Source organism: Chryseobacterium sp. MMS23-Vi53 (assembly GCF_047651245.1).
GTDB lineage: Bacteria > Bacteroidota > Bacteroidia > Flavobacteriales > Weeksellaceae > Chryseobacterium.
The window spans coordinates 1,762,784-1,781,575 of record NZ_CP180265.1 but is presented as its reverse complement, the minus strand read 5'-3'; the positions used below and the strand labels follow the sequence as shown (position 1 = coordinate 1,781,575).

The 18,792-nt window shown below is 34.6% G+C and carries 13 protein-coding genes; 4 read left to right on the top strand and 9 right to left on the bottom strand.

Annotation, left to right across the window (positions count from 1 at the left end):
- Positions 1-37: 37 nt before the first annotated feature.
- From ACKX2A_RS07925 to ACKX2A_RS07910, 4 genes are all read right to left on the bottom strand, one after another.
- Positions 38-1,450 (bottom strand): efflux transporter outer membrane subunit, encoded by a 1,413-nt coding sequence (locus ACKX2A_RS07925; RefSeq protein ID WP_415328833.1) that lies wholly within the window; start codon positions 1,448-1,450, stop codon positions 38-40.
- Positions 1,451-1,748: 298 nt separating this feature from the next.
- Complete coding sequence (locus ACKX2A_RS07920; protein ID WP_415328832.1) at positions 1,749-4,931, bottom strand: efflux RND transporter permease subunit; 3,183 nt, start codon at positions 4,929-4,931, stop codon at positions 1,749-1,751.
- Positions 4,932-5,174: 243 nt separating this feature from the next.
- Positions 5,175-6,335: an efflux RND transporter periplasmic adaptor subunit gene (locus ACKX2A_RS07915; protein WP_415328831.1), complete on the bottom strand. Its 1,161-nt coding sequence runs from the start codon at positions 6,333-6,335 to the stop codon at positions 5,175-5,177.
- A 375-nt stretch (positions 6,336-6,710) separates the two neighbouring features.
- Entirely contained in the window at positions 6,711-7,307 is a 597-nt protein-coding gene (locus tag ACKX2A_RS07910) for a TetR/AcrR family transcriptional regulator (RefSeq protein WP_076444829.1), read from the bottom strand.
- Positions 7,308-7,597: 290 nt separating this feature from the next.
- Between ACKX2A_RS07910 and ACKX2A_RS07905 the strand changes: the two genes are divergently transcribed.
- Positions 7,598-8,152 carry a thioredoxin family protein gene (locus ACKX2A_RS07905; RefSeq protein WP_076444831.1) on the top strand — a complete coding sequence of 185 codons (555 nt, stop codon included), beginning with the start codon at positions 7,598-7,600 and terminating at the stop codon, positions 8,150-8,152.
- Positions 8,153-8,571: 419 nt separating this feature from the next.
- Here ACKX2A_RS07905 and ACKX2A_RS07900 read toward each other — a convergent pair whose 3' ends face one another.
- Complete coding sequence (locus ACKX2A_RS07900) at positions 8,572-9,477, bottom strand: AraC family transcriptional regulator (protein WP_415328830.1); 906 nt, start codon at positions 9,475-9,477, stop codon at positions 8,572-8,574.
- Positions 9,478-9,600: 123 nt separating this feature from the next.
- On the opposite strand from ACKX2A_RS07900, the gene ACKX2A_RS07895 reads away from it, so the two are divergent.
- Both ACKX2A_RS07895 and ACKX2A_RS07890 read left to right on the top strand, forming a co-directional pair.
- Positions 9,601-10,830 (top strand): MFS transporter, encoded by a 1,230-nt coding sequence (locus tag ACKX2A_RS07895; protein WP_415328829.1) that lies wholly within the window; start codon positions 9,601-9,603, stop codon positions 10,828-10,830.
- 2 nt (positions 10,831-10,832) lie between these two features.
- Complete coding sequence (locus ACKX2A_RS07890) at positions 10,833-14,792, top strand: TonB-dependent receptor domain-containing protein (RefSeq protein WP_415328828.1); 3,960 nt, start codon at positions 10,833-10,835, stop codon at positions 14,790-14,792.
- Between the two features lie 66 nt (positions 14,793-14,858).
- Here the strand turns inward: ACKX2A_RS07890 and ACKX2A_RS07885 are convergent, their stop codons facing one another.
- Both ACKX2A_RS07885 and ACKX2A_RS07880 read right to left on the bottom strand, forming a co-directional pair.
- Positions 14,859-15,446 (bottom strand): leucine-rich repeat domain-containing protein, encoded by a 588-nt coding sequence (locus tag ACKX2A_RS07885; protein WP_415328827.1) that lies wholly within the window; start codon positions 15,444-15,446, stop codon positions 14,859-14,861.
- Between the two features lie 17 nt (positions 15,447-15,463).
- The gene (locus ACKX2A_RS07880; RefSeq protein ID WP_415328826.1) at positions 15,464-16,102 is read right to left on the bottom strand and encodes an MBL fold metallo-hydrolase; all 639 of its coding nucleotides are present in this window, start codon (positions 16,100-16,102) and stop codon (positions 15,464-15,466) included.
- A gap of 263 nt (positions 16,103-16,365) precedes the next feature.
- Here ACKX2A_RS07880 and ACKX2A_RS07875 point away from each other — a divergent pair, with 263 nt between their 5' ends.
- Positions 16,366-17,577 carry a type IX secretion system plug protein domain-containing protein gene (locus ACKX2A_RS07875; RefSeq protein ID WP_415328825.1) on the top strand — a complete coding sequence of 404 codons (1,212 nt, stop codon included), beginning with the start codon at positions 16,366-16,368 and terminating at the stop codon, positions 17,575-17,577.
- 284 nt (positions 17,578-17,861) lie between these two features.
- Here ACKX2A_RS07875 and ACKX2A_RS07870 read toward each other — a convergent pair whose 3' ends face one another.
- Both ACKX2A_RS07870 and ACKX2A_RS07865 read right to left on the bottom strand, forming a co-directional pair.
- Positions 17,862-18,122 carry a hypothetical protein gene (locus ACKX2A_RS07870; RefSeq protein ID WP_415328824.1) on the bottom strand — a complete coding sequence of 87 codons (261 nt, stop codon included), beginning with the start codon at positions 18,120-18,122 and terminating at the stop codon, positions 17,862-17,864.
- 1 nt (position 18,123) lies between these two features.
- Positions 18,124-18,354, bottom strand: a complete 231-nt coding sequence (locus tag ACKX2A_RS07865) for a hypothetical protein (protein ID WP_415328823.1) — start codon at positions 18,352-18,354, stop codon at positions 18,124-18,126.
- Positions 18,355-18,792: the final 438 nt, after the last annotated feature.

Here is an 18,792-nt window from a genome sequence, read left to right as displayed (position 1 = left end):
AAAGACCGCATTCCATTAACAATATAATTTTAATTTACTACTTCCAACCGCCTCCTAACGCTCGGTACAAGTCTACAATACTGCTTAATCTCTGTCTTTTTACGGACGCCAAATTAAGCTCAGCCTGTAGAGAATTTCCCTGAGCTGTTATTACTTCTAAATAGTTTGCCATTCCGCCTTTGTAAAGCATTTCGGCACTTTTAATTCCGTCTTTTAAGGTTGCTACCTGTTCGGTTGCTTTTTGTTCCTGAACTTTTAAACTTTCGTTAGAAACCAAAGCATCAGAAACTTCACCCACAGCATTCAAAACAGATTGACGGAAAGCCAAAACGTTTTTCTCTCTTTGAATTTTAGCAACATTAAGATCCGTTTTCAATTGTCTTTTCTGGAAGATAGGTTGAGTCAAACCTCCTAAAACAGATCCGAACAACGAAGCCGGAATCTGAAACCAGTTATCAATTTTAAATGAATTTACTCCTCCGTTTGCCGTGATTTTCAATGAAGGATACATGTTTGCCTGAGCAATTCCCACCACTGAATTTGATTCCAATAAAACCAATTCCTGTTGACGAACATCCGGACGACGGCTCACCATCGCTGCTGGAAGTCCTGCGGAAATATCCTGTGGTAAAGATGTTTCAGACATTTCAATGGTTCTGGTGATTTTGCCTGGGTTTTCCCCAATCAAAATACTCAATGCATTTTCCTGAATGGCAATATTTTGTTCTAATTGAGTGATCAACAATTCTGTTGATTGCTTTTGAGCCGTCGCCTGCTGCACTCCCAAAGATGTTGTGTCACCGCTTTTCCATAATTTTTCTGTTAAAGAAAGAGTGTTTGTGCTTAATTCTAAATTGGAGTTGGCGATCTGCAATTGTTTGTCAAGCATCAATAAGTTGTAATACCCTTGAGCAATCGCTGCAACAACTTGTGTCTGAATCGCTTTTGTCGCTTCATAAGTCTGCAGATACTGCATTTTTGAAACTTCCTGCTGATTTTTAATTTTACCCCAAATATCGGCTTCCCAAGACAAATTAAACGCTGCATTGTAATCTTCTACATAGCTTTTTCCTAAAAACAGGTTCAAGCTTTGTCCGTTCATACTGTTTTTTGAAGGCTTTGAAATCTGTGCAGTCACTCCAAAACCAACATCAGGATATTGAAGATATTTTGCTTGTTTTAGTTTTTCCTGTGATGAAGCAACTTGTTTTAAAGCAATTTGTAAATCGTAGTTGTTTTTAATTCCTTTTTCAATCAATGTTTGTAACATCGGATCGCTGAAAAATTGTTTCCATTCCAAGTTTGCAACGCTTGCTGTATCAGCTGTTGCAGTATATTTAAACGTTTCGGGAAGATCAACTTCAGGTTCACTTAATGCCAGTTTGGGCACACAGGAAACCGAACCTATAGCGATTCCGAAAGCGATGATTATATTTTTTACTCTTTTCATAATTTAATTTTTAATTGAATACAAAACTTTGAGAGGTTTTGTTTGGGCAAAGTTGTCTTTAGTAGGAGAAATGCTTTGCTTTTTATATGATATAGTTTGAATAGTTTGCTTCTCTATTTTTTGTTTTGACCACAGATTTCACGGATTTTCACAGATGATTATTTTAAATCTTTGATTTGAAAAAACTTAAGTGTTCTTTTTATTTTCAAATCTTTAAACTTCAAATAACTTAAGTGTAAAGTCTTTTGTGACTTTTGTGGTTAAATAAAATCTCTCAAAGTTTGTAATTCATTTTTTATTAATGAGCCGCAGCTAAAAGTTCTTCTTCTAATTTTTGTCTTTGAAGTCTTTTCTTTCTTCTGCTTGGCATTTTTTCATGTAAATATTGGAAGATCACAAACATTACCGGAATAATGAAAATTCCAAATACAACTCCTGTCAACATTCCGCCAACAGTACTGAATCCGATGGAGTGGTTTCCTTTTGCAGAAGCTCCCTGCGTAAATACAAGCGGTAGCATACCGACAATAAACGCAAATGATGTCATTAAGATCGGTCTCAAACGTAATCTTGAAGCCTGAAGCGCAGATTCCAATAATGATCTCCCCGCATTTCTTCTTTGTACGGCAAATTCTACAATCAGAATCGCGTTTTTCGCTAGTAATCCGACGAGCATGATTAATCCAACCTGAACGTAAATATTATTATCAATTCCTGCCAATCCTGTGAAAGCAAACACCCCGAAAATACCTGTTGGAATCGTTAAAATAACTGCAAACGGAAGGATATAACTTTCATACTGAGCCGCCAACAAGAAGTATACAAACAAAATACTTAAACCAAAAATAAATGCTGTCTGTCCGCTTGTTTTGATCTCTTCACGAGTAATCCCCGTCCATTCGTATCCGAAACCTCTCGGTAATGATTTTTCTGCAACTTCTTCAACCGCTTTAATTGCGTCTCCGGTACTGTAACCAGGTTTTGGTGTTCCATTGATCGTAACGGCGTTGAATAGGTTATTTCTTGTCACTGTTTCAGGACCGAAAGCTCTTTTTAATGTTACTAATGTTTTTACAGGAACCATTTCGCCTGATTTATTTTTAACATAAATTCCTTCCAAAGAATTCGCGTCAGTTCTGTAAGGAATATCCGCTTGAGCCATTACTCTATAATATTTCCCGAACCTGTTGAAATCTGAAACGAAGCTACTTCCGTAATAAATCTGCATCGTCTGCATCAATTCTGTGATGGAAACTCCAAGCTGATTGGCTTTGTCATTATCGACTTCAATTGTAAATTGTGGGTTTCCGGCTGCATATGTTGTGAAAGCAAATGCAATTTCCGGACGTTTCATCAATTCCCCAATGAAGGCTTGAGTTGTTGTTCCTAAATTCTCCAAAGAACCGTTTGTTTTATCCTGAAGCATAAATTCAAACCCGGAAACGTTACCAAATCCCTGAACTGTCGGGAAGTTGAAGAAGAATGCGCTTGCATCTTTTACTTGTGAAACTTTACCTGTCAATCCTGCTGCAATTTGATCCGGATCGGTGATTTCACCACGTTGATCATGATCTTTTAATTTAATGAAGCCTGCAGAATACGGTGAAGCGTTTGCGTTACTAATGAAGTTCAAACCATCAGCAACCCACAGGTGATTTTTAGCTTTTTCACCGTTAATGATTTTATCAATTTGCTCAGTTGCTCTGTGTGTTCTATCTAATGAACTTCCCGGAGGAGTGTTCACTGCATACAAAATAAATCCTTGATCTTCTGTAGGAATAAATCCTGACGGTGCTTTTTTAATTAAGAAAACACTTGCAGCTGTAATTAATACTAATCCTCCGACTGCAACCCATTTATTTTTAATTAAAAATTTAAGACTGTAGATATATTTTTTAGTCATGTTATTAAAACTTGCATTGAAAGCATTGAAAAATCTTGCCCCAAAACCAGTTTTTTTACCATGTTCTCCGTGTTCACCCTGAGGATCATTTAAGAACATTGCACATAAAGCCGGACTTAATGTTAATGCATTAATCGCAGAAATCATAATTGCAATTGCCAATGTGAAGGCAAACTGTCTGTAGAAAACTCCCGCAGGACCTTGCATGAAACCTACCGGAATAAACACAGCGCACATCACCAATGTAATGGAAATAATTGCACCGGAAATTTCGCTCATTGAACTCATTGTTGCGTGTTCTACAGGCATTCCCGTATGTTCCATTTTGGAGTGAACGGCTTCTACTACAACGATTGCGTCATCCACAACAATACCAATAGCAAGTACCAAAGCGAACAATGTTAGCATGTTGATACTGAAGCCAAATAATTGTAAGAAGAAGAACGTACCAATAATAGCAACTGGAACTGCGATAGCAGGAATTAATGTAGATCTGAAATCCTGAAGGAAAATATATACTACAATAAATACCAGAATAAATGCAATGACTAATGTCTCAACAACCTGATGAATTGAAGCATCCAAAAAGTCTTTGGAATTATACATGATGATGGGTTCAACTCCTTTTGGAAGGGTAGTTTTAAATTGATCTACCTGTTTTTCAATCTCAGTTAAGATTTCGTTGGCATTAGATCCTGCGGTCTGCATAATCGCGAAACCAGAAACCGGTTTGCCGTCTACTCTGTTGGCTGCTGTATAAGTATACGAGCCGAATTCTACTCTAGCCACGTCTTTCAGTCTTAAGAAAGAACCGTCGCTATTGGCTTTAATGGCAATATTTTCGTAGTCTTCGTTTTTATTTAATTTACCTTTATACTTTAAAATATATTCGTAAGTTTCCTTACTTCCTTGTCCCAAACGTCCCGGAGCTGCCTCCAAGTTATGATCTTTTACGGCACTTAAAACTTCCTGTGGAGAAAGGTTGTTAGCTGCTAATCTGTCTGGTTTCAGCCAAAGTCTCATTGAATAATCTCTCGTTCCGAAAACCTGCGCCTGAGCAACCCCTGGAATACGCTGGATCTGTGGAATGATGTTGATCTTCAAATAGTTTTGTAAGAAAAGTTCGTCGTATTGCTTAGGATCATCACTTGTTAATCCCATGAACATAATCATACTGTTCTGAACTTTCTGCGTCGAAATTCCCGCCTGCACAACCTCCTGCGGAAGCTGGCTCATCGCTTTCGATACACGGTTCTGAACGTTTACGGCAGCATTATCAGGATCAGATCCCTGCTTGAAAAATACGCTCAGCGTCATAGTACCGTCATTACTTGAGTTGGAAGTCATGTAAGTCATGTTTTCCACACCATTCACCGCTTCTTCGATTGGGGTTGCAACCGAACGGGCTACAACTTCCGCATTCGCACCCGGATAGAAAGCCGTCACCTGAACGCTCGGTGGCGCAATATCCGGAAAGAGGGCGATTGGTAAATTAAAGAGGGACAATGCCCCCAATAATAAAAGTATTATGGATATGACCGTTGAAAGTACCGGTCTTTCTATAAATTGTTTTAACATAAGAAGTTTATTTTTTAATGTTGTTTAAACTTTTTAGCCTAAATTTTAAACAATTGACTCCCTGTTAGCTTTAATTAAAAAACTAATGATGAGGGTCACTTTAGATAAAAATCAAAAGATTTTCAAAAACTTATATGATCTTCATAAGAAGAATATCAGTTTAAATCTAATGTGACTATTGTGTTAAAAAAGATTGTGACTTTTGTTATTTTTAAAAAGTTTAAACAGTTCTTATAAAGGAGTTTACAAAGGTTTTGCTTTCAACAAACTATCAGAAGAAATAGCTTTTGGCTGAATAGCAACCCCGTCTTTCAACGCACCGATTCCTGTGAATACAATTTTATCTCCTACAGAAAGTCCTTCAGAAATGAAGTAATAGCTATCTGTTTTTCCAGAGATTTTTACAGGTTTTCCGGTTACTTTTTTGTCCTTTCCAACGACATAAACGTAAGTTTTATCCTGAATTTCGAAAGTAGATTCCTGTGGAATGACCAATGTTTTGTCGAATAACTGTGGCATACGAACTCTACCCGTATTTCCTGTTCTCAGAACTCCGTTTGCATTTGGGAATACCGCGCGAACACTGATTGCTCCGGTAGTTTTGTCGAATTGTCCGTCAACAATACTCATTTTTCCTTTTTCAGGATAAGTGCTGTTGTCTGCGATTACCAAATCTACCATAGGCATATTTTTCAGTTTTTCATTTAAAGTTGCTCCCGGATATTTATTTTGGAAGGCAATGAAATCCAATTCACTTAAAGAAAAGTATGCGTAAATTTCGCTGATATCAGATAATAAAGTCAATGGACTTGCATCTGTTCTTGAAATCAGGCTTCCTTTTTTGTAAGGAATTCTTCCGATGTATCCGCTTACAGGAGCTGTAATGGTTGTAAATCCTACATTTATTTTTGCGCTTCCAACCGATGCTTTTGCCTGTGAAGCGGCTGCCACTGCGGCTGCGTAATTTGCTTTTGCAGTTCTCAATTGTACGTCTGAAACTACTTTTGCTGCAACAAGAGGCTCTAATCTGTCTACCTCAACTTTTGCTTTTTGAATATTAGCGTTGGCAACCTGTAAATTGGCGCTTGCCATATTCATCTGCTCGCCGTAGCTTCTAGAATCTATTTTAAATAAAGGTTGTCCCGCTCTTACATAAGCGCCTTCTTCTACATAAATTTTATCTAAATATCCATCCACCTGAGATCTGATTTCTACATTGTTTTTTCCTTCCAAAGCTGTCGGAAATTCTTGGTAAACAGTAGCAGGAGAGGTGATTACGGTATAAACTGGTAACTCTGGAGCAGGTGGAGCAGCGTTTGATCCTTCTGCTGCTTTTGTGCAATTTTGTAAAAGGATAATACTTGCGATAAGTACGATGATCCTCGTTTTTCCAAATATTTTCATTTTGAGTTTAAATTTTTAATGAAGTGTTAAATTAAATAATGTCGTTTTTAAATTCGAATTCCGTTATATTTCCTAACAGTGTTAATGATTTGTTCAAAAAAAATTTCAGAATTCTTAATACTCGATTTTAGATCGGTGTTTTCATAATTGAAACTTGTTTTTTAATGTTGGTTTAAGTATGACTAAGATGAGATGTAAATTGTGTTATTTTTACTAACGGTGTTAATTGCTTTGGTAAAAAAAATTAATTTTTACGATTAACTTTCTAATCTTACATAAGATGATTTTTAATTTAAATTTTGTTTTAAGTGAATAATTTTCATTAATTCAGTGTTAATATTCCTAACGGTGTTAATTTTTAATTCAAAAAAAATTCTACAGAGACTTAATGAAAGCTGAAACAGTTTCGTCCAAAGTCGTTTTGTTCATTGTAGAAGGAATATCGTCATTACGCATCATCATGATCGAAATCAAGCCATGTACCGCTGAAAATAAGGCGTGAGACATGTGACAAGCATTTTCCGGTTTTGATCCGTTTTTCTTAATAATTTCATACGTGCAATCGTAAAGCATATCCTGAAACGACGAAAATTCTTCTTTCATCATCCCTTTTCCGCTACATTGCATTCCCAATCCGAACATCAATTGGTAATACTCTTTATTTTTGAATGCAAATTTCCAATAAGCATCCACAATAGCTTTCAATTGGTCTTCCGGATTGTCGTGTTCTCTCTGAGCTTTCAACAATTCGATATGTAAACAATGGAAACCATTCAACGAGATTTCGTATAAAATAGCTTCTTTGTTTTCAAAGTGATCGTAAACTACCGGTGCACTGTACTCAATAGCATCGGCAATTTTTCTCATGGAAAGTGAAGCCCACCCTTCGGTTTTTGCCAAAGAGAAAGCCGCGTCCAGAATGCTGGTGCGTATGTTTTCTTTTTCTCTTTGTCGACGTTCATGTAGACCCATGATTTTTAATTACTAACAGTGTTAGCAAAACTACAAACTTTTTAATATAACTTCCAAACAAATTTCAGAGTTTAACTTTTGGCGAAAGGTTTTTTGAAGACTTTTAAAATTTGCTGGATACTGAAATAATCGGGGATTGAAGACGTTTTATGTTATTGTTTTTTTAATTATTGTAAAAATTAATGAAGTTTATAGCCAAGCTCAATTAATAACTTCGATTCTCCTGTATCTATCTTCCTTGCTAGAATAATCAATAAAATATTTATCTTTGTGGCTAAAATAAAAAAGATATGAATACTCCCTCAAATATGATTGATTTGGGTACTAAAGCTCCTTTTTTTGAGCTTCCAAACCCATCAAAAAGCAATGAAATTCAGTCATTGGATGATCTGAAAGGAGAAAAAGGTACATTGGTGATCTTTATGTGCAACCATTGTCCGTTTGTTCTTCATGTAATTGATAAATTAAACGAATTATATGAAGATTATAATGAGAGAGGGATTGAATTTATTGCCATAAACTCAAATGACGTAGAAAAATATCCCGCAGATTCTCCGGAAAAAATGATCGAATTCCAAATTGAAAGGAAATTCGATTTTCCTTATTTATATGATGAAAGTCAGGCAATCGCTAAAGCGTATGATGCAGCCTGTACGCCGGATTTCTTTTTCTTTGATGAAAAATTAGACCTTATCTATAGAGGCCAAATGGACGACTCAAGACCTGGAAATCATAAAGATGTAACGGGTGAAGATTTAATTATAGCTTTTGAAAATCTTTTGTTGGGCGAGCCACAGGAGGAAATTCAGAGACCAAGTATGGGTTGCAATATTAAGTGGAAATAATTTGGTTGATTGTTGCTTGTCGTCCGTTGATGGCTTTGCAATTTGATAATATATAAAGCTGTTCTTTGGAGCGGCTTTTTTGTTTTCTCTCGCAGATTTAGCAGATTGCGCAGATTTTTATTCGCGATCATCTGTGAAATTTGTGTGATCTGCGGGAAATTTTAAACGTAAAGATTTATATAAATTTATGTTTGATTTTAGTAAAGCAAAGGCAAATAAATTTGCTACGCGAAGCGAACGTTTAGCTTCATCAAATCAACTTGTTGATTCAATCTTTGCTCCTTAGAATATATATAAAAAAGAGATAAATCTTTGCGTTTAAAAAAGATCTGCGTCATCTGCCAAATCCGCGAGAGGTTTAAAGCAATTAGTATTAGAGAAATGTCATGTTGAGCTTGTCGAAACATCTTACAAATATTTTAAAAACTCGCTTTCACTTTAACCTCATTCTCCACCTTCAGATCCACATTCACCTTATTCTGCGCAAAGTTCTTCATGAATTCCGAAGGTGTTTTCTCCGTATATTTTTTAAACATTCTGTTAAAATAAGTTACGTTATTAAAACCACAGCTATAACTGCATTCCGAAATACTTTTATCTTGCGCCATTAGCAAACAGGCCTTATTAATTCGGTATCGATTCACAAATTCTGTAAAGGTAATCTGAGTTGCTTTTTTGAAAAAATTGCAGAAAGCTGGTAGCGTTAAATTTGCCAGTTTTGCGACATCTTCAATATTAATTTCTTTATCATAATTGTGTTCAACGTAGGTAAAAATATTTTCTAAACGAGTTTTATTTTTTGAAATAATGGTGTAAGGCATGATTTCCTTATTCAGGAGCTCATAATCTTCACATTTTGAAAGTTCAAATAAAATTTCCAACAACAATAAATACCTTTTATAACCTTCAGATTCCAGCATCAATTTCAATTTCGGAAGCATGGCTTTCTTGATTTTATGATGAAAATGAATCCCATACTTTGATAATTCCAAGAGGTTTTTAATCGATCTGGCTTCCACTTCCTGTTGCGGAAATTGCAAAATTTCTTCTTTAAACTGAAGGACGATTTCTTCATGCGGATCAATAGAGTTCAACCCAAATCCGGAATGTGGAATGTTTGAACCGATCAACACCAAATCACCGTTCGTATAATTGCTTTTATGATAACCGACGTGTCGTGTTCCGCTCCCGGAAATCACACACACCAACTCAATTTCGGGATGGTAATGATATTCCCATTTGAATTCCGAAATAGGTGAATTGTTGTGAATCGTGCGAAAAGAGCTCTTTTCATCGGGGATTACTCTTTCAAATGTAACTTTCATTTAGTTAATCATATTTTGTTTCCTAAAATAATAATTATATTAATATAGTTCAAATATTCATTTATGATGTTAAATTAATGTTAAGTCAAATGCATTTATCTTAGCCCACAAGAAATTATATGAATGAAAAATTTCAACATTAAAGCAGTTTTATTTTTAAATTATTTTGTTTTTGCAATTCTTTTGAATTCTGTAGGAACAGTGATTTTACAAATGCAGCAAAACTTTGGGATCTCAAAACCTTCTGCAAGTGTTTTGGAAGGTTTTAAAGATCTTCCGATTGCCATTTGTTCATTCATTTTAGCATCATTTTTACCAAAGATCGGAATCAAAAATTCAATGTTGATCGCTTTGTTATTGGTAAGCTGTATGTGTTTTGTGATGCCTTTCGCTAATGATTTTTGGTTTTTTAAATTATTATTTACCATTGTCGGAATTTCTTTTGCTTTAATTAAAATTTCGGTCTTCACATCCATTGGATTGGTGACGAATACAGATAAAGAACATTCAAGTTTTATGGGTTATCTGGAAGGTTTTTTTATGATCGGCGTGTTAATGGGAAATGTTTTATTCAGCTTGTTCATAGACGACCACAATCCAAGATCGACCCATTGGCTGAATGTATACTGGGTTTTGGGAGGAATTTCAACCTTATCGTTTTTGTTCTTATTCTTCACAAAATTAGACGAACATGAAGCGAAAAGCGAGAAGACCGATTTGCTGGGTGATTTAAGAAACAGTGTAAGTTTGTTCGGTTACAGAAAGGTTTTATTCTTCTTATTATGCGCTTTCCTTTTTGTTTTGGTTGAACAAAGTTTTCAGACTTGGACACCCACTTTTTATAAAGAAATTTTAAAAGTTCCGACCTCGATGAGTATTCAGGCGGGAGCAGTTTTGGCGGGAGCTTTTGCGTTAGGAAGGTTTTTGTCGGGTTTTTTCTCGAAAAAATTCAGCTGGATTTATGTGGTTTCTTTTTGTGTGGTTGGTTTTGCCATAAGTATTTTATTGGTGCTTCCATTAACTCATGACATTAATATTGACGCCGGAACAACATGGTTGAATGCTCCATTGGTTGTGTATTTATTTCCATTGATGGGAGGTTTGTTAGCACCGATTTATCCAAGCATCAACTCGGTAATTTTAGCCTCAATTCCAAAATATTTGCATAGTGCGATGTCTGGTTTAATCGTGGTATTCTCTGCCATCGGAGGAACGATCGGATCGATTATTACAGGTTTTGTGTTTCAGGAATTTAGTGGACAACAGGCGTTTTACCTTTCATTAATTCCGCTTTCATTGTTGATTATTTCAGCAATTTTCATGAATAAATTAAAAATAAATCCTAAAAAATAAAAATGAACAAACAGCTATATATAAACGAAATTCAGATTCTTTTTGATGATGTTCAAAGATCAAAAGTTTTTGAGGATCAGAAGATGATGACAGATGCGGTTCCATTATTTCCAATTGCTGAAATTAATGCAAAATATGAAGCGGAAAAACAGTCGGAAAATTTTGATTTAAAGGAATTTGTGATGTCGAATTTTGACTTTTTAGGAGCAAAAGTTTCGATTCACAGGGAAGAACAATTGCCTATTGAAGAACATATCGAGAAACTTTGGGATGAATTGACAAGAACAGCTTATGAAGAAAAAGGGACATTGCTGAAACTTCCAAAACCTTACGTGGTTCCGGGAGGTCGTTTTAACGAATTTTTCTATTGGGACAGCTATTATATCATGCTTGGTTTGCAGGTTTCAGGAAGATTGGAAATGATGGAAAATATGATTGAAAACTGTTCTTATTTAATTCAGACAGTGGGATTTGTGCCGAACGCAAGTCGAACTCATTTTTTAAGCCGTTCGCAGCCTCCGTATTTTTCGTTGATGTTGGATTTGCTTTTTGAAGCCACGAAAGACGAAAATATCTACATCAAATATCATGATACTTTAGAAAAAGAATATGTTTTTTGGATGAATGGTGTTGAAAATTTGGAAATCGGGTCAAGCTCAGAAAGAGTGTTGAAAACCATTAACGGAGATCTATTAAACAGATATTACGATGCAGAAAACGAACCGCGTCCTGAAAGCTATTTGATTGATATTGAGGATGCAGAAAATGCTGGTGAAGAATTTTACAGAAACATAAGGGCTGCCTGCGAATCGGGTTGGGATTTTTCCAGCAGATGGTTTGCAGACGGTGAAAATATACAGACGATCGAAACTTTGAATTTGGCTGAAGTTGATCTGAACTGCCTTCTATGGCATTTGGAAAAAACACTGGCAAAATCTTCATCGCTTCAAAATATGTCTGAAAAAGAGAATTATTTCAAAGAAAGAGCAGCAGACCGAAGACAGATGATCGACAAATATTTCTGGGAAGAAAATTCCGGGATGTACAAAGATTATCACACACAAAAAAACACAACCACATCGTCTGAACATATTGCTGCTCTTTATCCTTTGTTTCTTGGATTGGCGAGTGAAGAACAGGCAAAATCCGTTGCGAAAAACATCGAAGAAAAATTCCTGTATCAAGGCGGATTGGTGACTACCACAAAGAAAACCGGACAACAATGGGATCTTCCGAATGCCTGGGCACCATATCAATGGCTTGGTTTTAAATCTATGAAAAATTACGGTTTTGATGATTTAGCGGAAAAAATTAAAAATAATTGGTGTGCGAATGTAGAAAGAGTTTACAAAAACACAGGAAAACTCATGGAAAAATACAACGCATTAGATATAGAAACTGTTGCCGGAGGTGGAGAATATCCAAATCAGGATGGTTTTGGTTGGACGAATGGCGTTTATCTTAAATTAAAAAAAGAATTAAAAAACAAAATTAAAACTAACTATAAAAAATTAAAGGCTATGAAAAAAAGATCGATTTTCTTACTTGCCGGAATTGCAACGCTTTATTTTAACAATACGTATGCACAGGAAACGACTCCGCAGGATTCCACAAGATCAGCATCTATCGAACAGGTCGTAATCACAGGGAACTCCAATCCTAAAAAGAAAATAGAATCCAGTACGGCGATTTCTACATTTACAGCAAAGGAAATTCAGAAGCAAAACCCGATCAGTGCGGCTGCTTTGTTGCAGAGAGTTCCCGGTTTTGCCGTAGAAACTTCGGGTGGTGAAGTGGGAAACAACCTTTTCGCAAGAGGTATTCCTTCTGCGGGAGCGTATGAATTTGTGCAGGTTCAGGAAGACGGACTTCCTGTTTTTGAAGACGGCGCTTTGCAGTTTGCGAATGCCGATAATTTCTTCCGTGTAGATAATTCTGTAAGCAGATTGGAGGCTTTGAGAGGAGGTTCGGGATCGATTTATGCCAACAATTCTCCGGGAGGTTTGATCAACTTTATTACTAAGGAAGGTGGAAATGATTTCCGTGGAACTGCAAAGCTGGAGACAAGTACTTATGGTTTAATGCGTACCGATGTCAACTTGGGTGGAGCTTTGGTTCAGGATAAATTATTCTTCAATGTCGGTGGTTTTTACAGAACGGATGACGGAATCAGAAAAACTGGTTTTAAAGCCAATAACGGTGGGCAAATCCGAATGAATCTGAAATATGTTTTCGACAAAGGTTATGCAAAAGTTTATTATAAAAAACTGGACGACAGAAACACGTTCTTCCTTCCGATTCCTTTGGTGCAAAATGGTAATGATTTGAAAGAATTTTCAGGATTTGATGCCAATTACGGAACATACAGCTACAGAACAATCAGTCAGTTGAATATTCCACAAGCTGGAGGAGGATTTTTTAATAGAAATTTAGAGGACGGAATTCATCCGAAAGTTGATGTTTTAGGTGCTGAATTCAAATATGATTTAGGAGGTAATTTCTCAGTTATTAATAAAATGAGATATACTAATATTAATATGAATTATACGGGAATTTTTCCGGCGGGAGGACCTCAAACGATGTCTGCTTTTGCACAGTCTGAAGGAATTGCAGGAAATACATATCAATATTCATTAGTGAGTAATGGAGCTATTGTGAATCCTGCTTATGTTCAGAAATTAGGGTTTTGGGCAATCGACAAGCAGATGAATAACTTTGTAAATGATCTACAATTCAATTATAAATTTGATAAAGGAAATGTAACGGCAGGTTTCTATAAATCTAATTGGAAGTCCCACCAATACTGGAACTGGAGCAATATTTTAACAACTGCAACAGACAGACCGGAACTTTTAAATTTGGTTGATACTTCATTAACGCCAACAAGTACAGGCTATTCTAAAACGTATAATGGGGTTACGGATATGTCTTTCCTAATTAGAGATTCCCAAGTCCAGGGTAGTTTGAATGATCTTTATTTGAATTTAGATTATAACATTACAGATAATTTAAGCTTCAATGGAGGAATTCGTTACAGTCGTGATTTTTACAAAGGGTATGGTGTAAATACTACAACTTCGAACCTTAATAATTCTGGATTAACGACAGATGGAACACATTCTTTCTTAACGACAACAGCAGATGACAATATGGCTGTGTTAGGAAATAAATACACTTACTGGAATTATAACGTAGACAGAGTTTCTTTTACAACGGCTTTGAATTATAAAATCAATAAAGAAAATGCGGTGTATGCCCGTTTTTCTAATGGTTTCAGATCGCCGAATGAGGAAGCGTATTACAATAATATGACGAATTTATCTGCAATAAAACCGGTGACAACAAATCAGTTGGAAGTTGGATATAAATATTATTCGAGAACGTTTGATGTAGCGGTAATTCCTTTCTATTCTACATTGAAAAACCTTTCATTTACAGACGTTTTCTCTGATGGAACTTCCGAAAATAAATTTGCCAACACGACAAACTTTGGGGTAGAATTGGAAGGATATGCAAGATTGTTCAATAATTTATTGGAAGTGACTTTCAACGGAACCATTCAAAATCCGAAGTATAAAGATTTCACAGGAAGAAATGCGGACGGAACAACATTTAATTATGATGACAATACGGTAAGAAGAATGCCAAAATTCTACTTTAATATTTCTCCAGCCGTGAATATCACGAAAGAATGGAGAGCTTATGTAAGCATGAATTATTACGGAAAACGTTTCCAGGATGAGAAAAATGCGCAGACTTTACCTTCGTTCTCAGAATTCGGAGCGGGAACTTCTTATCAGTTAGGAAAAATCCGTTTTGCAGTAGACGGTACGAATATTTTCAACACCATCGGAATTACAGAAGGCGATCCAAGAGCAGGATCTCCAACCGGAGACGGAATTATTATGGCAAGACCAATCATGGGTGCTGCTGTAAGAGCTTCGATTACATTAGACTTCTAATAGTAGTTTCTTCATAAATTGATAAAACCGTCAGAAAAAATTCTGACGGTTTTTTGTTTTAACAAATTATATCTTAGTTCTTCTCATTGCTTTCTTCAAATTTTCCAAATCATCATCTTCGAATTTTCTTGATCCAGATAAATTTAGTTCTTCTAGATTTTTAGGAAATAGGTTTGGATTCAAATCTGTTAAATCAGTATCACTAAGTCCTAAGCTTTTTAAGCTCTGCATTTGATTTAATGTTGAAGGTAATTTATTTAACTTACAATTTTCAACACGGAGTGTTTTTAAATTATCTAATTGACATATTGAATCTGGAATTGAATCTATATCATTTCCTCTAATCATCAAATATTTTAATGATTTTATATTTGTTATCCATTCCGGAAAAGTTTTGAATGGAAGATTTAAAAGCCAAATCTTATTTAATTTTTTTAAGCCTGCAATTTCTTTTGGAAGTTCAAAATCATCCAAATCATAAATGCTTGGATCGGCTTGAATTTCCAATACGTTTAAATTTATAAATTGTGAAAAGATGGCACCTTTATCCTTTAAATTATATTCAATAAATCTTAGGCTTAGTTTTTTACAATTCTTTGGATTTTGAATTGCTTCATTTAATGATGAAAATTTAGTTTTTTTAAAGAAATACATCTTTCTGGATAATTTTTTTACTTAAAAAACGGATTATACTCCCTCTCAAAACCGATTGTCGTTGGATTTCCATGACCAGAAAAAACCTGAGTTTTATCGTCAAGAATAAAAAGCTTGTTTTTAATTCCGTTGATTAATTGTTCATAATTTCCCTTGTAAAGATCGGTTCTCCCAATACTTCCTTCAAATAAAACATCACCCGAAATTATAAAATTTTGATTTTCATTATGATAAACCACACTTCCCGGAGAATGTCCCGGAACATGATAAATTTTAAATTTTTCTCCGTCAAGATCCAGTTCATCGCCTTCGGTGATGTAATTAATTTCAACATTAATATGATCTAGCTCGAAACCAAATCTCATTCCGCTTATTTGAAACATATCCAAAACTTCTTTGTCATCCTGATGCATCAAAACAGGGACTTTATACGTGTCAAAAGCCCACTGTAAGCCCAAAATGTGATCAATGTGAGCGTGTGTTAATAATATTTTCTGAATTTTTAATTCTTTTTCAGTAATGAAATTTTCAATAGCTTTGGTTTCCTGTGCGTTCATATTTCCAGGATCAATTAGCCATGCATTTTTATTTTCATTATAAAGGATATAAGTATTTTCGCTCGCAAAATTGAACACGAAACCTTGAATCTGAAGCATACTGAATATTTTTTATTGAAACAAAGGTAGGTACAAAAGTTTTAGTTTAAAACAGTTTAGTTTAATTTTCAGCGCAAAAGGATCAAAAGACATTTTAATTGTTAAAATAAAAATCTAAAGTCTTTCAAAAGCAAAAAGTCAAAGAATTTTTCAAAACTTATATGATCTTCATTTATAGTTTGATTATAGACTTAAAATAACTAAAGTGCTAATCTTTTGTAACTTTTATGGTTTAAAAACGATTTTTCTTTATCTTCGTCATAATGAAAACTTTGCGAATATTTTTACTTTCTTTGAGCGGTTTGGTTTTTGGACAGAACATCCAGAGTATCCAGCTGTTCAATCCTCAGACGAATGACGAAACTCCGGTTATTACTTTTAATCAACAATTGGTTTTAAGCTTTGATGACCTTACGAATTCAAGCGAGATTTACCGATATACTTTAAAACATTACAATAGAAACTGGGAAGACGATAATCTTTTCTTTACTGAATTTGCAAATGGAAGTTTGAATGGTTTGTTGGATAAATTTCAATATTCATTCAATACATTGCAACCTTATACACATTATACTTTAACGTTTCCGAACGAAAAAATTCAGCCGAAAATTTCAGGGAATTTTGAGCTGATTGTCTATAAAGATTCTGCTGAAAAACCACTTTTCAAAAGAAGATTTTATTTGGTGGAAGATGCGGCAACTTTGGCTGTTGGAGTTTCAAGATTTGCAGATGCAAGAAATCCGAATGCGAATCAAAGGATAGAAGTGAAAGCTGTTCCGAAAGGCGGTGATCTGTCATCAAACGTAAATTCCATGACGTTGAATGTGATGCAGAATAATAACCCGAATGTTACAGTTAATAATTTAAAACCAAGTACAACGCTTGGAAATCAATTGCTTTTCCAACAAATGTCTTTGGTTTTCCCTGGAAATAATGAGTTCTATTATTTCGATAATAAAAATATGAACATGGCTGCAGATATGGTTCGCGCGACCGAACAGATCGAAGGCGTGAATCAGACTTATCTTCATCCGGTTTGGGCATTTCCTCTGAATTATCAATATCAACCGGACGTAAACGGAGCTTGGTATTATAGAAGAAATGACTTAGGAAGAGAAAGAGATGCAACGAGGGAAGCAGATTATTCTTGGGTATATTTTTCCCTGGATTCTGAACCTGTGGATAAAGAAATTTATGTTTTAGGAGGTTTTAATAATTTTAAACCGAGCAAAGAAAATCAAATGCAATATGATGAGGCTTCTAAAAAATATGTTGCGAAAATTTTCCTTAAACAAGGTTTCTACAATTATATTTTAGCTACAAAAAATTCTGACGGTAGCCTGAATTTCGGTGAAGTAAACGGAAATTTCTGGCAGACAGATAATTTGTATCAGGCATTTTTATATTATGCTCCGTTCGGAAGAAATTATGATGGTTTGATGGGGTATGGCGAGTTTAGAACGCCGGTGAGATAGTTTTGGGTTTGAGGGTTTTAGTGTTGGAGAGTTTTTGTTTTATTTAAAAATTTCCATAAAGTTTGTCATTCAGTAGGAATCTAATCTTAGAATAAAAACAAGATAATTTTTTTTAATACACGATATCAAAGCTTCAAGCTTTTTAAAACCTTGAAGCTTTTAATTTTAGAAGTATTTTGATTTCTCCTGAGTTGAAGTTACAGCAACAAAAAACCTCACAGAAAAATCCGTAAGGTTCAATATAAAAATAGTCTGGAAGTGCTAAGTTATTTAATCTTAATCCATTAAATTTTAAAAATGGCTGTTACCAGCATATTCTCTTCATCCTCAAATATATAATGAATATTCACGGGAAAATTTTGCATAGCATTTACGGTAACTTCCTTATATTTTGTTTCATGGTTATGAGTATTTTGTAGGATTTCACCGATGGATTCTTTCAAATCCTCCAGAAAATCTATTCCTTTATTTTCTTGTTCCGCGTTGAATACCCGCATAAGAAGCCTTATGTCGTTTTTTGCAATGGAAGAGAGGAGAACGTTCATTTTATGCACAACTCTTTTTCAGCTCAGAAATATTTTCATAAAAATCTAGTTTTGTTGTCGGATTTTCTTCGTGAAACTGAATTCTGTACAAAATTTCATCCAGATGAAATTGTGAAATAACAGTTTCTTTTTTCACTTCAAAACTTTCTACCATTTTAGCAAATGCATCCAGAATTTCCGGACTGAAGTTTTCGATCTTTGTTTTTAAAATTTCGGCAGTTGCATTCATCATTTTAGATTTTAAGATTAATGATGTTCTTTTGATGGGGTAAAGGTAAGAAAAATATTTAAATTTTGTAATTTTATTTAAAAATAATAGGGGTGTATCTTAAAAAAACAATATTAAATCGATTTTTATTTGTTTTTAATGGGGGTAAATATAATTTTTTTAAAAATTAAAATAATTTATAAAAATTTTCAAAAACAATATAATTCAAATAGTTTTGAATTATATGTAGGACATAGTGAAAAATAATAATTCATAAAATGATGATTTAAATTAAATATTTTAATTTAAAATTAGTATTGATAGTATATTTTTCGTGATTAATCTTTTTTGTTTTAAAATTATTATTATGGTTTTTTTATTAATTTATAAATTCTATTAAATTTTTACTATTAAATTGTTTAATTTCATGTAAAATTTTAGTTAATTAATTTTAAAACCATT